The organism is Jannaschia donghaensis (assembly GCF_001403795.1).
Classification (GTDB): Bacteria; Pseudomonadota; Alphaproteobacteria; order Rhodobacterales; family Rhodobacteraceae; genus Jannaschia; species Jannaschia donghaensis.
This window is the reverse complement of sequence record NZ_CXSU01000012.1, coordinates 175,892-190,343: the sequence shown is the minus strand read 5'-3', so window position 1 is coordinate 190,343 and position 14,452 is coordinate 175,892. Positions and strand designations below refer to the sequence as shown.

General features: G+C 64.1%; 13 protein-coding genes. 10 read left to right on the top strand and 3 right to left on the bottom strand.

Annotated features, from left to right (window positions below):
- Window positions 1-108 precede the first annotated feature (108 nt).
- From yidC to argB, 4 genes are read left to right on the top strand one after another with little or no spacing between them, the layout of a single operon-like run.
- Complete coding sequence (gene yidC, locus JDO7802_RS10080; RefSeq protein WP_083481123.1) at window positions 109-2,010, top strand: membrane protein insertase YidC; 1,902 nt, start codon at window positions 109-111, stop codon at window positions 2,008-2,010.
- Window positions 2,007-2,744 carry an MOSC domain-containing protein gene (locus JDO7802_RS10075; protein ID WP_055085195.1) on the top strand — a complete coding sequence of 246 codons (738 nt, stop codon included), beginning with the start codon at window positions 2,007-2,009 and terminating at the stop codon, window positions 2,742-2,744. Before yidC ends, JDO7802_RS10075 begins: the two co-directional genes overlap by 4 nt.
- The gene (yihA, locus tag JDO7802_RS10070; RefSeq protein WP_055085193.1) at window positions 2,741-3,391 is read left to right on the top strand and encodes a ribosome biogenesis GTP-binding protein YihA/YsxC; all 651 of its coding nucleotides are present in this window, start codon (window positions 2,741-2,743) and stop codon (window positions 3,389-3,391) included. The genes JDO7802_RS10075 and yihA overlap by 4 nt, the downstream gene beginning before the upstream one ends.
- 19 nt (window positions 3,392-3,410) lie before the next feature.
- Window positions 3,411-4,280, top strand: a complete 870-nt coding sequence (gene argB, locus JDO7802_RS10065) for an acetylglutamate kinase (protein ID WP_055085191.1) — start codon at window positions 3,411-3,413, stop codon at window positions 4,278-4,280.
- Window positions 4,281-4,289: 9 nt separating this feature from the next.
- Here argB and JDO7802_RS10060 read toward each other — a convergent pair whose 3' ends face one another.
- The gene (locus JDO7802_RS10060; protein WP_055085189.1) at window positions 4,290-5,561 is read right to left on the bottom strand and encodes a DUF3422 family protein; all 1,272 of its coding nucleotides are present in this window, start codon (window positions 5,559-5,561) and stop codon (window positions 4,290-4,292) included.
- A 123-nt stretch (window positions 5,562-5,684) separates the two neighbouring features.
- A complete protein-coding gene (locus tag JDO7802_RS10055) occupies window positions 5,685-6,434 on the bottom strand; it encodes an SDR family NAD(P)-dependent oxidoreductase (RefSeq protein WP_055085188.1) in 750 nt (249 codons plus the stop codon).
- 101 nt (window positions 6,435-6,535) lie between these two features.
- Here JDO7802_RS10055 and JDO7802_RS10050 point away from each other — a divergent pair, with 101 nt between their 5' ends.
- The 6 genes from JDO7802_RS10050 to JDO7802_RS10025 all read left to right on the top strand — a co-directional run bounded on the left by JDO7802_RS10050 (window position 6,536) and on the right by JDO7802_RS10025 (window position 13,132).
- A complete protein-coding gene (locus tag JDO7802_RS10050; RefSeq protein WP_055085186.1) occupies window positions 6,536-8,110 on the top strand; it encodes a Re/Si-specific NAD(P)(+) transhydrogenase subunit alpha in 1,575 nt (524 codons plus the stop codon).
- 12 nt (window positions 8,111-8,122) lie between these two features.
- Entirely contained in the window at window positions 8,123-9,604 is a 1,482-nt protein-coding gene (locus JDO7802_RS10045; protein WP_055085184.1) for an NAD(P)(+) transhydrogenase (Re/Si-specific) subunit beta, read from the top strand.
- Between the two features lie 103 nt (window positions 9,605-9,707).
- Window positions 9,708-10,592, top strand: coding sequence for a metal ABC transporter substrate-binding protein (locus tag JDO7802_RS10040; protein ID WP_055085182.1), 885 nt, complete (start codon window positions 9,708-9,710; stop codon window positions 10,590-10,592).
- Window positions 10,589-11,470 (top strand): manganese/iron ABC transporter ATP-binding protein, encoded by an 882-nt coding sequence (locus JDO7802_RS10035; RefSeq protein WP_055085180.1) that lies wholly within the window; start codon window positions 10,589-10,591, stop codon window positions 11,468-11,470. The genes JDO7802_RS10040 and JDO7802_RS10035 overlap by 4 nt, the downstream gene beginning before the upstream one ends.
- Window positions 11,463-12,302, top strand: coding sequence for a metal ABC transporter permease (locus JDO7802_RS10030; protein WP_055085178.1), 840 nt, complete (start codon window positions 11,463-11,465; stop codon window positions 12,300-12,302). Before JDO7802_RS10035 ends, JDO7802_RS10030 begins: the two co-directional genes overlap by 8 nt.
- Window positions 12,299-13,132, top strand: a complete 834-nt coding sequence (locus JDO7802_RS10025) for a metal ABC transporter permease (RefSeq protein ID WP_055085176.1) — start codon at window positions 12,299-12,301, stop codon at window positions 13,130-13,132. Before JDO7802_RS10030 ends, JDO7802_RS10025 begins: the two co-directional genes overlap by 4 nt.
- A gap of 203 nt (window positions 13,133-13,335) precedes the next feature.
- Here the strand turns inward: JDO7802_RS10025 and hppD are convergent, their stop codons facing one another.
- The gene (gene hppD / locus JDO7802_RS10020; protein ID WP_055085174.1) at window positions 13,336-14,442 is read right to left on the bottom strand and encodes a 4-hydroxyphenylpyruvate dioxygenase; all 1,107 of its coding nucleotides are present in this window, start codon (window positions 14,440-14,442) and stop codon (window positions 13,336-13,338) included.
- Window positions 14,443-14,452 lie beyond the last annotated feature (10 nt).

Sequence of the window (14,452 nt, the reverse complement as noted above, 5' to 3'; positions counted from 1 at the left end):
CAACGCGAAATGGCGCCACCGGTGCGCCGGGCCGCTTTCGCCTTGACCTTCCGGACTGCGGTCTGTTGAACGGCGCGCAACCTCCCATCCGCGCGTGACAGGTCTTTTATGGACGATCAGAACAAGAATCTCATCCTTGCCACCGTGCTCAGCGCGGCGGTTCTTCTGATCTGGTTTTTGGTCTTTCCACCCGACGCGCAGGTGCCCGGCGACACGCCGACGTCCGATGGCGTCGCCGCAACCACTGTCGCCCCACCCGCAACACCCGGCGGCACGACGGTCGTGCCCGGCAGCGTAGCCGCCGACCCCACGGAAACCCGCGCGACGGCCATCGCGGGCACCGACCGGATCGCGATCGATACGCCGCGCCTGACCGGCTCCATCTCTCTGACCGGTGGGCGGATCGACGATCTGTCGCTGAAGGGATACCGCGAAACGCTGGACGACGACTCTCCGATCGTGACCCTTCTGTCGCCGGCCAGCGCGCCCAATGCGTACTATGCGCTGCACGGCTGGGTGCCCGCGGGCGACTTGGCCAATGACGCCGTACCGACACCGCAGACCATCTGGTCGGCCCCCGACGGTGGCGTGCTGACCCCCGACGCGCCGCTGGTCCTGACATGGGACAATGGCGATGGCCTGGTGTTCACCAAGACGATTTCGGTCGATGACGATTTCATGTTCTCGGTCACGCAGGCCGTCGAAAACACGACCGGGACATCGGTGCGCCTGTTTCCCTACGCTCAGATCGCGCGGCACGGGGAACCGGATGTCGAGAATTTCTTCATCAGCCACGAAGGCGTCGTGGCCCATGCCGATGGCATCGTCGAACGGATCGAATATGACGACATGGTCGATCTGGATGTGAACCCGGCCGAAGCGGCCCCGATGGAAAGCTATGCCATCACCGAAGAGGGTTGGATCGGGTTCGCCGACAAATACTGGATGACGACCCTGATCCCTGACGTCGAGACGACCGCGACGACGGTGGTGAAATATGTCCCCGGTGCCGACATCTACCAGACCGAGACGCGCCTGCCGGTGGTCGAGGTCGCCGCGGGCGGCACGGCGGCGTCGGACAGCAAGGTCTTTGCCGGGGCCAAGGAATGGGAAGAACTCCGCCATTACCAGAACGACGACGGTGTGCCCGGGTTCATCGACGCCATCGACTGGGGCTGGTTCTTTTTCCTGACCAAGCCGATCTTTGCAGCCCTGCATTTCCTGAACGCGCTGATCGGCAACATGGGCATCGCGATCATCGTTCTGACCCTTGGGATCAAGGCGATCCTGCTGCCGCTGGCCTACAAATCCTATGTCTCCATGGCGCGGATGAAAGAGCTTCAGCCAGAGATGGAGAAGCTCAAGGAAAAGGCGGGCGACGATCGACAGAAGCTTCAGCAGGGGATGATGGAGCTTTACAAGAAGAACAAGGTGAACCCCGCTGCGGGCTGCCTGCCGATCCTGTTGCAGATTCCGATCTTCTTCAGCCTCTACAAGGTGATCTTCGTCACGATCGAGCTGCGCCACGCTGCGTTCTTCGGGCCCTTTCAGGACCTGAGCGCGCCGGACCCGACCTCGATCCTCAACCTGTTCGGCCTGCTGCCGTTTGCGGCACCCGAACCCGCGTCGATCCTTGCACTGGTGTTCATCGGCATCCTGCCGATCCTGCTGGGCATTTCGATGTGGCTGCAGCAGAAGCTGAACCCGGCCCCCACGGACGCGACGCAGGCGATGATCTTCGCCTGGCTGCCGTGGGTGTTCATGTTCATGCTGGGCAGCTTTGCCAGCGGCCTGGTGGTATACTGGATCGCGAACAATACGATCACATTCATTCAGCAGTATTCGATCATGCGCAGCCACGGGTCGAAGCCGGATCTGTTCGGCAATATCAAATCGGGCTTCAAGAAGGGCCCCGCCAAGGAACCGGGGATCGGCAAGGACAAGGCCCCGGTGAAAGCCGATGCGGACAATACCGCCAAGACAGCGCCGAAGGGCAAGGGCAAGTCGTGAGCCCCGCGCTGGCGCAGATCTGGCGTCATCCGATCAAGGCCATCGGGCGGGAGCGTCTGAGCCGCGTCACGCTGACCGCGGGGCGCACCCTGCCCCACGATCGCCGCTGGGCCGTGACCCATGCAAATGCGAAGCCGATCGATGGTGGCTGGGCGCAGAAGGCGAACTTCCTGCGCGGGGTCAGCGGGCCGGGCCTGATGGCGATCACGGCAGCGTTGGACGAGGCGACGATGACCGTCACGCTGCACCATCCCAAGCGACCTGACCTGACGGTCACGCCGGACGATCAGGCGGCCAAAATCGTCGAATGGCTCGACCCGGTCTGGCCCGACGATCTGCCGCGACCGACCGGCGTGGTCAGCAGCGAAACCGGGTTCACCGATGTTCCCGACGCCTGGGTTTCCGTTCATGCAACAGCGACGCACCGGGCGGTGGAGCAGAAGATGGGACGCGATCTGTCGATCCACCGCTGGCGCGGAAACCTTTGGATCGACGGTCTGGCACCGTGGGAAGAGTTCGACCTTCTGGACCAGACGTTCCGTATCGGCGACGCGGTATTGCGCGGGGTCCAGCCGATCACGCGGTGCCGTGCGACGGAAGCCAACCCCGAAACGGGCCGCCGCGATGCCGATACGCTTGGCACGTTGCGGACTTGGGACCATCAGGATTTCGGGATCTATGCCGAAGTGATCGAGGGCGGCGTGATCGCGCCCGGTGCGGAGATACGGATATGAAGCTGCCTTTTCCCGTTGCCGATGCCCCCGACCGCGACACCGAGGAGATCGGTCGCAAATTGTTCGCGACGGGCGGCGAATTTCTGAAGGGCGTCGTCGCGATGGACGGCATGCCGCCCGCGGACCGGATGGAAGTTTGTTTTGCCGGCCGGTCCAACGTCGGAAAATCGTCGCTGATCAACGCGCTGACCGGGCGCAAGGCGCTGGCGCGCGCGTCGAACACGCCGGGCCGGACGCAGGAAATCAACTATTTCACGCTTGGCGACAGCCATTATCTGGTCGACCTGCCCGGATATGGCTTTGCCAATGCGCCCGTGGCCGTCGTTGCCAAATGGCAGGCGTTGCTCAAGGCGTATCTGTCGGGGCGACCGTCACTGCGCCGCGCGTTCGTCCTGATCGACAGTCGCCATGGCGTAAAGGCGGTGGACGAGGAAATCATGACGCTGCTCGACCGGTCAGCCGTGCCGTTCCAGACGGTTTTGACGAAGGCCGACAAGGTGAAGGACGCGGAGCGGGAGCGCGCGCTGGACCAGACGCGCGACGCCTTGGCCAAACACCCCGCCGCCTTTCCAGAGCTGATCGTGACGAGCAGCGAAAAAGGCTGGGGCATTCCGACGCTGCGTGCCACGATCGCCACGATGGAGTGAGCCCGGAAGGCCGCGGACGATGAGGAAACAGGACGCCATGACCACCCGCGACAATGCCGCCATCGCGCGCACCTTGAACGAAGCTCTGCCCTATCTGACGCGCTATGACGACGCGGTCGTCGTCATCAAGCTGGGCGGTCACGCCATGGGCAGTGACGAAGGGATGGCCAATTTCGCGCGCGACGTGGTTCTGATGCGGACGGTGGGCATCAACCCGGTCATCATCCATGGCGGCGGACCGATGATCAACGCGATGCTGGAACGGCTGGGCGTGACGTCGCAGTTCGTGCGCGGCAAGCGCGTGACGGATGCGGACACGCTTCAGGTGGTCGAGATGGTGCTGGCCGGAGAGATCAACAAGCGGATCGTCCAAGCGATCAACACCGCCGGGGGGCGTGCCGTCGGCCTGACGGGCAAGGACGCGGATATGATCACCTGCGTGCAAACCGACCCGGAGTTGGGGTTCGTCGGTACGCCCACGACCGTCGACCCGCGCCTGCTGCACAGTCTGTTCCGCGACGAGATGATCCCGGTGATCGCGCCCATCGGAACGGGGGCCGACGACGAGACGTTCAACATCAACGGCGACACCTGCGCCGGGGCCATCGCCGGCGCCTTGAAGGCGGATCGCCTGCTTTTGCTAACGGACGTGGCCGGAGTGAAGGATGCGTCGGGCGAGGTCGTGACGGCGCTGACGGCGGCGCGCGTGCGCGAGATGACGGCAGACGGTACCATCGCGGGCGGAATGATCCCCAAGACGGAGACCGCGCTGGACGCGCTGGAGGCGGGCGTGCGCGCGGTCGTCATCCTGGACGGGCGGGTCGCTAATGCCGCGCTGCTGGAGTTGTTTACCAGCGAGGGCGCGGGCAGCCTGATCCGGCTGGACTGACGTCATGCGTCAGCGTTCGGCACGGACCCGGATGCGACGGACGATCCACCAGACCAGAAGGACGACCGGCACGACCGTCAGCGCCGAAATCATCTCTTTCGACAGCCCGGCGGCCGCCCCTACGGGATAGACGAGATAGGTCACGAGGTTGACGGCGTAATAGCCGATCGCCACGACCGACAGCCCCTCGACCGTGCGTTGAAGGCGCAATTGCAGGCCCGCACGCTCGTCCATCGAGGTCAGCAGTTCACGGTTCTGATCGGCCCGTTCGACGTTCACGCGGGTCGAAAGCAGGTCGCCGGCGCGCCGGGCGCGTTCGGCCAGCACGCCCATGCGCTTTTCGACCGACCGGCAGGTCCGCATGGCCGGATCGAAGCGTCGCATCATGAACTCGCCGAAGGTCTGCCGCCCGTCCATCCGGGCTTCGCGCAGGACGTCGATACGCTGCTCGACCAGGGCGGTGTAGGCGTCCATCGCGCCGAACCGGAAGGCGGAGCGGGCAAGCATCGTTTCCAGCTCCGACCCGATGGCCAGAAGGCTTTCCAGCGTCGCTTCGGAGTTGCAATCGGCGCGGCGCAGGTCGCCGACAAGGTCGGACAACTGCGCATCCATCTCGCCCAGCCGGGCCCCCAGTTCGCGCGCGCGCGGCAGGGCCAGCATAGACATGGTCTTGTATGTCTCGATCTCGCACAGGCGCTGAACGATCCGACCGACGCGGCGGCGGCCGGTGCCTGCCTGCGGAAACAGGGCGAACCGCAGGTGTCCGCCCGCGTCGATGCGGAAATCCCCTGCAATCGTGGCCTGTCCGTCGAGAACGCTGGAGGCGGCCAGACTTTCGGGGACGAACCAATCCTTGAGCTTTTCGGGGATGTCGTCGCCCGCCTCCTCGATCCGAATAAGGATGGAGGTCAGCAATTGACCCGGCGCATCCGCAAGCCAGGCCTGCGGCAGGGCCTTGAAGATTTCCCCGTCGAACGGCCGGTCAGACAATTTGTCGGCGAACAGCGTGTAGGTCACGAACTCGGTATGGCTTTCCCATTTCAGCCGAAACCGCCCGACGTCACCGAAGTAATGGGTGGCGTTGGGTTTGGGGTGGTCCGCGCCGAAGCGGTCGAGCAGGGCGACCAGATGCGCGCGGTCGGCGGACCGGTCGCGATTGGCGGCATCCTCGGGCCGTTTGATGGCGAGGTAGGCGGCTTCGGCCCCGATCTGCACCGCTGGAAAGGGGCGGGCATGAAGCTCGTTCGCAAGCTCGTATCGCAGGGGATAGTCTTTCAGCATCGGGCCTCCGGCGCGCGGGTGTTGCGCGATAGGGAGCGCATCTTGGTGGGGATGTAAGGCGGCCCGGTCGGTATTCCATCGCATGGCGGCTTTCGGGTCACGCCGCGCGGCATCCGGCGACCGTCAGTATTCGCCGCCCGCGATCTGAATCGTCTGACCGTTGACGCTGCGCGCGCCGTGCGAACACAGCCACAGCGCAGCCTCGGCCACTTCGTCCACCTCGATCAGGCGACGGTGCGGATTCTGGGTCACCATGATGTCGCGGGCGTCCGCCTCGGACATGCCGGTCTTGTCCATGATACGCGTGGTGTTGTCGGTGACGATGGCCGTGTCGACATAGCCGGGGCAGAGCGCGTTGAACGTCACGCCGCGACCCAGATGATCGGCCGCCAGCCCCCGGATCAGGCCGATCATCCCGTGCTTGGAGGCGGTGTAGGCGGGCGCGCCCTTGAGCCCCTTGAGCCCCGCGATGGAGCTGACGGCGATGACGCGGCCCCAATCGGCCATGTCGGGCAAACAGGCGCGGATCACGCGGTAGCTGCCGTCGAGATTGGTCGCCATGATTCGTCGCCACATGGCCTCGTCCGTCTTGGGCAGGGATGCGCCTTCGGCGATGCCGGCATTGGCGATGCAGATCTGGATCGGGCCATGGGCGGCGCGCGCGGCGGCGATGCCGTCGGTGACGGATGCCGGATCAGTCACGTCCATCGCGATCGGGTTCGCCCCCGCGACGTCGCGCAGCGCATCCAGCCGGCGCCCAGTGACCGTGACGTCGGCCCCCCGGGCCAGCAGCGCTTCGGCGATGGCGCGTCCGATTCCGGTGCCGCCACCGGTGACGAGCGCGTGTCTTCCCTTCAAATCACCCAACGTCATGCTCCGTCCGCTAAGAAAATGTCGCAACGACGTCTGTTGCCTTGAGACCCCGTAGCACCACAGATAGAAGGCGACACCGCCAACACCACGGGGAACATGCAATGAAGATCGGCGCACCGAAAGAGGTACATGAGGGCGAAGCCCGCGTGGCCATCACCCCCGAAAGTGCGGGACATCTGCAAAAGCTGGGGCACGAAGTCTTCGTGGAGACAGGCGCCGGTGTGCCCGCAGGGTTCACCGACGACGCCTATCGCGCGGCCGGGGTCGAAGTGATGAAGACGCCCGCCGCCCTGTTCAAGATGGTGGAGATCGTCGCCAAGGTGCGCCCGCCCACGGATACGGAAGCCAAGCGCCTGACCAAGGACCAGACGCTGATCTCCTTCTTCTATCCGTCGTCGAACGAGGCGCTGATGGATCTGGTGAAGTCCAAGGGTGCAACCGCCATCGCCATGGACATGGTGCCCCGAATTTCGCGCGCGCAGAAGATGGACGCGCTGTCGTCGATGGCGAATATCGCGGGCTACCGCGCGGTGATCGAGGCAGGCAACAATTTCGGCCGCTTCTTCACCGGGCAGGTCACGGCCGCTGGCAAGGTGCCGCCCGCCAAGGTTCTGGTGGTCGGGGCCGGTGTGGCCGGTCTGGCCGCGATCGGGACGTCGACATCACTTGGCGCGATCACCTATGCGTTCGACGTGCGCCCCGAGGTGGCTGAACAGATCGAATCGATGGGCGCGGAGTTCGTCTTCCTGGAGTTCGACGACAGCGAATTGCCCGACGGAGCAGAAACGGGCGGCTATGCGCCCCCGTCCAGCCCGGCGTTCCAGGAAAAGCAGTTGGCCAAGTTCCGCGAATTGGCCCCCGAGATCGACATCGTGATCTGCACCGCGCTGATCCCGAACCGCGCGGCCCCGGTCCTTTGGACCAGGGACATGGTCGAGGCGATGAGGCCCGGATCGGTCATCATCGACCTGGCGGCGGAGCGCGGCGGCAACTGCGAACTGACCGTGCCGGAGGAAAAGATCGTCACCGACAACGGCGTGACCATTGTCGGCTACACCGATTTCCCCAGCCGCATGGCGACGCAATCGTCGACGCTGTACGGCAACAACATCCGTCACATGATTGCGGACCTGACCCCCGAAAAGGATGGGGTCGTGCACCACGACATGGAAGACGACGTCATCCGCGGGGCCACGATCACCCACGAGGGAGAGATCACCTGGCCGCCGCCCCCGCCCAAGGTCGCCGCGATCGCGGCCAAACCCAAGGCGAAGGTCATCGTGCCAACGGCGGAGGAAGCGCGTGCGACCGAAGTTGCCGCCTTCAAGACCCAGACCCGCAATCAGGTCGGCCTGATCGCCATCGGCGGCGCGCTCCTGCTGTTCGTCGGTCTGTTCGCGCCGGCCAGCTTCATGCAGCATTTCATCGTTTTCGTGCTGTCGGTGTTCATCGGGTTCCAGGTCATCTGGGGCGTCGCGCATTCGCTGCATACACCGCTGATGGCGGTCACGAACGCGATTTCGTCGATCATCATTCTAGGTGCGCTTGTGCAGATCGGATCGGGATCGTTCCTGGTGATCCTGCTGGCTGCGCTGTCGGTATTCATGGCCGGGATAAACATCTTCGGTGGCTTCCTCGTGACACGGCGCATGCTCGCCATGTTCCAAAAATCCTAAGGGGGACCGGCAATGGAATACGGATTCACCACTGCGGCCTATGTGGTCGCTGCCGTTCTCTTCATCCTGTCGCTGGGCGGATTGTCGGGGCAGGAATCGGCCAAGCGCGCCGTTTGGTACGGGATTGCGGGCATGGCGCTTGCGGTCTTTGCCACGATCATCGGGCCGGGTGCGGGGCTTTGGCTTTTGTCGATCGTGCTGATCGCGATCGGCGGGGTCATCGGCTATCAACTGGCCACCAAGGTGCAGATGACGCAGATGCCCGAACTGGTCGCGGCGATGCACAGTCTGGTCGGTCTGGCGGCCGTTTTCGTAGGCTTCATCGCGCATTTCGAGATGGTGCGAGTCGCCGGCCTTGTCGCCAACAGCGTCGATCCCACCCTGGACCCGACGGTGAACGCCACAGCGCTTGTCCTGCTGGGGGATCTGGGCACTTTCGCATCGTTGATCGCCAAGAAGACGGCGGTGGAACTTAACATCCTGCGCGTCGAGCTGTTCCTGGGCATCTTCATCGGGGCCGTGACCTTCACGGGATCGGTGATCGCCTATGGCAAACTGGCCGGCAAGGTCGACTCGGCCGCCAAGAAGCTTCCGGGTGGGCACATGCTGAACGCGGCGGCGGCGGGTGTCTCCCTGCTGGCGTTGATCTGGTACTTCAACACCGGCGGGTTCCTCCCGCTCTTCATCATGACGCTGGCCGCGCTCTTCATTGGCTACCACCTCATCATGGGGATCGGCGGGGCGGACATGCCGGTCGTGGTATCGATGCTCAACAGTTACTCGGGCTGGGCGGCGGCGGCGATCGGGTTCAGCCTTGGAAACGACCTGTTGATCGTGGTCGGCGCGCTTGTCGGCTCTTCGGGTGCGATCCTGTCGTACATCATGTGCAAAGCGATGAACCGCAGCTTCGTGTCCGTCATTCTGGGCGGCTTCGGCGGCCCGGCGGGCGAGCAGATGGCGGTGGAGGGTGAACAAGTCGCCATCGATGCGGACGGCGTGGCGAACGCGTTGAACGAGGCGGACAGCGTCGTCATCGTGCCCGGCTATGGCATGGCGGTGGCGCAGGCGCAGCAGAACGTCGCCGAACTGACGCGCAAGTTGCGTGCCAGGGGCAAGACCGTTCGGTTTGCCATCCACCCGGTTGCGGGGCGTCTGCCCGGTCACATGAACGTGCTGCTGGCCGAGGCGAAGGTTCCCTATGACATCGTGCTGGAAATGGACGAGATCAACGACGATTTCCCGTCCACCGACGTCGTCATCGTCATCGGATCCAACGACATCGTGAATCCGGCCGCGCAGGATGACCCGAATTCGCCCATCGCGGGGATGCCGGTGCTTGAGGTGTGGAAGGCCAAGCAAGTCTTCGTGTCCAAGCGCGGTCAGGGCACGGGGTATTCGGGCATCGAGAATCCGTTGTTCTTCAAGGACAACACGCGAATGTTCTATGGCGACGCCAAGGCGTCGCTGGATACGCTGCTGCCGAAGATCGACTGATCGCCGCGATATTAGATTTGGAAGGGCCGTCCCGGTGGGGCGGCCCTTGACATTTCGCGGGCGAAGAACACTTCTGCGAATAGTTCTCAATCGCAGGTTTTCGATGTTCCGCACCCTTCTTGCCGCGACGATCCTGCTGGCCGTCCCGGCCAATGCCGATGACGACCGGCTAAAGGTCGTGACGACCTTCACCGTCATTGCCGACATGGCGCGCAACGTGGCGGGCGACGCCGCAGAGGTGGTGTCGGTGACCAAGCCGGGGGCGGAGATCCATGGCTATTCCCCCACGCCCCGCGATCTGGTGGCGGCGTCGGATGCGGACCTGATCCTGTGGAACGGCCTGAATCTGGAGCTTTGGTTTGCGCAGTTCCTGAACAATCTGGGCGACATTCCCGCCGCCACCGTTAGCGACGGAATCGAACCGATCGCGATTTCCGAAGGGGCTTACGAAGGGCGCGCCAATCCGCATGCCTGGATGGGGTCCGCGTCGGCCATGATCTATGTCGACAATATCCGCGACGCGCTGTCTAGGGCCGACCCGGACAATGCGTCGGTCTATGCGTCCAACGCGATCGCCTACAAGGCGCGCATCGCCGCCGTGCTGGACCCGCTGCGGGCGGCGTTGGACCAAGTGCCGCCGGACCGCCGTTGGCTGGTGACCTGCGAAGGCGCGTTCAGCTATCTCGCGCGCGATTTCGGCCTGCGGGAAATGTACCTCTGGCCGATCAACGCCGACGCCGTGGGCACGCCGCAGCAGGTGCGCCGCGTCATCGACGGGGTGCGCGACAACGACATCCCGGTCGTGTTCTGCGAAAGCACGGTGAACACCGACCCCGCCCGGCAGGTCGCCCGCGAAACCGGCGCGCGCTATGGCGGGGACTTGTTCGTGGACAGTCTGTCGGAGGAGGACGGGCCGGTGCCGACCTATCTGGACCTGCTGCGCGTCACGGCCGAACGGGTGGCCCTTGGCCTGACGGCGACCGAATGATCAACAACGTCAGCGACGGCGGGGGCATTGACGCCACGGGTGTGACAGTCACCTATCGCAACGGACACACCGCCCTGCGCGATGCGACGTTTCACATTCCCAAAGGCACCGTGACGGCACTGGTGGGCGTGAACGGCGCGGGCAAATCGACGCTGTTCAAGGCGATCATGGGCTTCGTGCCGGCCGCCAGCGGCGAGATCAAACTGCTGGGTCGGACCGTGCGAGAGGCGCTGAAAGCGAACGTCGTCGCCTATGTTCCGCAGGCGGAGGAGGTCGACTGGGCCTTTCCGGTGCTGGTGGAAGACGTGGTGATGATGGGCCGATACGGTCACATGGGGTTCCTGCGCCGCGCGAAGCCGCGCGACCACGCCGCAGTGGCCGACGCCCTGGCGCGTGTCGGCATGACCGACTACCGCCAGCGCCAGATCGGGGAGCTGTCGGGCGGACAGCGCAAGCGCGTGTTCCTGGCCCGCGCATTGGCCCAGGACGGTCAGGTCATCCTGCTGGACGAGCCGTTCACCGGCGTGGACGTTCAGACGGAAGAACAGATCATCGGCCTGCTGCGCGAGATGCGCGACGAAGGTCGGGTGATGCTGGTATCGACCCACAACCTCGGCTCGGTACCGGAGTTCTGCGATCATACCGTTCTGGTGAAAGGGACAGTCACGGCTTACGGTCTGACCGAGGAAATCTATACCCGCGAAAACTTGGAAGAGGCGTTCGGCGGCGTCCTGCGCCATTTCACGCTGGGCGGGACCGAGTTGCACCACGACGCGGGCGACACGCGGGAAGTGCGGATCATCACCGACGACGAGCGGCCCTTCGTCATGTACGGCGAAAAGCGCGAGACGGACGAGGATACGCCCGAAGATGCTTGAACCCTTCGCCTATTCCTACATGGTCAACGCCATGTGGGTCAGCGCGCTGGTGGGCGGCGTCTGCGCGTTTCTGTCATGCTACCTGATGCTAAAGGGCTGGTCGTTGATCGGTGACGCGCTGTCCCATTCCGTCGTTCCGGGGGTGGCCGGGGCATACCTGCTGGGCCTGCCCTTCGCCTTCGGGGCCTTCATCTCGGGCGGTCTGGCGGCGGCCGCGATGTTGTTCCTGTCGGACCGCTCCGGCCTGAAACCAGACGTCATCATCGGTATCATCTTCACATCGTTCTTCGGGCTTGGCTTGTTCATGGTGTCGCTCAATCCGATTTCCGTATCGGTGCAGACAATCACCATGGGCAATATCCTGGCGATCACGCCCGAGGATACGCTGCAACTGGTCATCATCGGGACCGTTTCGGCCGTCGTCCTGACGCTCAAATGGAAGGACTTGCTGGTCACCTTCTTCGACGAAAGCCACGCGCGGTCGATCGGGCTGCGCCCCGACCTGTTGAAGGTGGTGTTCTTCACGCTGCTGTCGGCCAGCGTCGTGGCCGCGATGCAGACGGTGGGGGCCTTCCTTGTCATCGCGATGGTGGTGACGCCGGGGGCGACCGCCTATCTGCTGACCGATCGGTTTCCGCGCCTTCTGGTTCTGTCGGTCGGCATCGGGGCGGGCACATCGTTTTTCGGGGCCTACCTCAGCTTCTTCCTTGACGGGGCGACGGGGGGCATCATCGTCGCACTTCAGACCGCGATCTTCTTGATAGCGTTCGTCTTTGCGCCGACGCACGGCCTTTTGGCGGCACGGCGCAGATCGGCGGAGGCGCGGGGATGATCGACACGCTTCTTTTGCCGTTCCAGTTCCCGTTCATGCAAAACGGCTTTCTGATCGCGCTGATCGTGTCGCCTGCGGCGGCCATGCTGTCGTGCTTTCTGGTGCTCAAGGGCTGGGCGCTGATGGGCGATGCGGTCAGCCACGCGATCCTGCCGGGCGTGGTGCTGGCCTATCTGCTGGGCTGGCCGCTGATCGTCGGGGCCTTCGCCGCTGGAATGTCATGCTCCCTGCTGACCGGGTATCTGGCCGAAAACAGTCGCGTGAAACGCGACACCGTGATGGGCGTCGTGTTTTCGGGAATGTTCGCCGTTGGATTGATCCTTTTCGTGGCGTTCCCGACGGACGCTCATCTGGACCACATCTTGTTCGGCAACATGCTGGGCGTCGGGGCGCAGGACCTGTGGACCGGGCTTGCGATTTCGGTGCCGGTCGTCGCCGTCTTCGCGGTCAAGTGGCGCGACTTCCTGCTTCACGCCTTCGATCCGGCGCAGGCGCAGGCGGCGGGGCTGAACACCAATCTGCTGCACTACGGCCTTCTGACGATTCTGTCGCTGGTGGTGGTTGCGGTGCTGACGGCCGTGGGGTTGATTCTGGCCGTCGCGCTGCTGGTGACGCCGGGGGCCATCGCGTTCCTGATCACGCGCAGCTTCGGGCGGATGCTGATCGTGGCGACCGCTGTGTGCACAGGGGCCATGGTGACGGGCATCTATGCCAGCTTTTTTCTGGACAGTGCGCCGGCCCCGACGATCGTGCTGGTTCTGACGGGTCTGTTCCTGGCAGCATTCGTGCGCCGCCGGGTCGCGGTGGCGCGCGCGTCGGTCCCGGCCTGAAGGACGAACACCCCGACCCGTTTGACGGGGCCGGGGTGTCGCTCAACAATCGCCTCCCGCACCGCACAACCACCGGAAGACGACCGGAGCAGGGGAAGGTGGGTGTGGTTGAACACCCGCCAATCGGTGCGGTCACTGAATCAACCGTAGCCGCGCTGGAAGGTTCCTTACATTTCCAAAGCGTGACGGGTCTTCCACCGACGTCAGGAGGGAGACAGGACGCCGCGCGCCACCTGGTCCGCCTCGATCGACTCGAACAGGGCTTTGAAATTACCTTCGCCGAAGCCGTCGTCGCCCTTGCGTTGGATGAATTCGAAGAAGATCGGCCCGATGCAGGTCTTCGAGAATATCTGGAGAAGAATGCGCGTTTCCCGCTCCCCGCCGTCGGCGTCGATGACCCCTTCCCCGTCGATCAGGATGCCGTGCCGCGCCATCCGGTCCAGCGGTTCTTCGTGGTCCGACACCCGATCCCGGCTTTGATCGTAATAGGCCTGGGGCGGTTTGGGCATGAAGGTCACGCCGCGTTCGGCGATTGCGTCGACGGCAGCATAGATGTCGTGCGCGCCGACGGCGATATGCTGTATCCCTTCGCCGTTGTAGCGTTTGAGGTATTCGACGATCTGCCCGGTCTCACCCCGATCCTCGTTGATCGGGATGCGGATACGGCCGCAGGGCGACGTCAACGCCCGGCTGAGCAAGCCTGAATACTTGCCCTTGATGTCGAAGAACCGGATCTCACGGAAGTTGAACAGATCACCGTAGAAGTGGAACCACTTGTCCATGTTCCCCTTGTGGACGTTGTGCGTCAGATGATCGAGATAATGGAACCCGACGCCGGCGGGATGCGCTTTGGCGATCCAGTCGAATTCGGCGTTGAAGGGGCTGGCGTCGCGATACTGGTCGATGAAGTAGATCAGGCTGCCCCCGATGCCCACGATCGCCGGCACGTCCATGACCTTGCCCGGCCCGTCATAGGATGTAGCGCCCTTGGCGACCGCATGGTCGTGCGCGTGCTGCGCGTCGGCGACGCGCCATCCCATACCAGGTGCGCAGGGGCCATGTTCGGCGACAAACTCCATCGCGTGCCCGTCGGGCGTCGCGTCGATAAGATAGCTGATGTCGCCTTGCTGCCAGACCTCCACCGGCTTGGACTTGTGTGTGGCGACATGGGTGTATCCCTGTCGCGTGAACACATCGCGCAGCTGCTGCGGATCCTCGTGTGCGAAGGCGACGAAGGCAAAGCCGTCGGTTCCGGCGGGATTGTCGGCAGATATTTCGGCGTAGGGGGCGTCGTGGGGGAAAGGTCCCATGGGCATATCT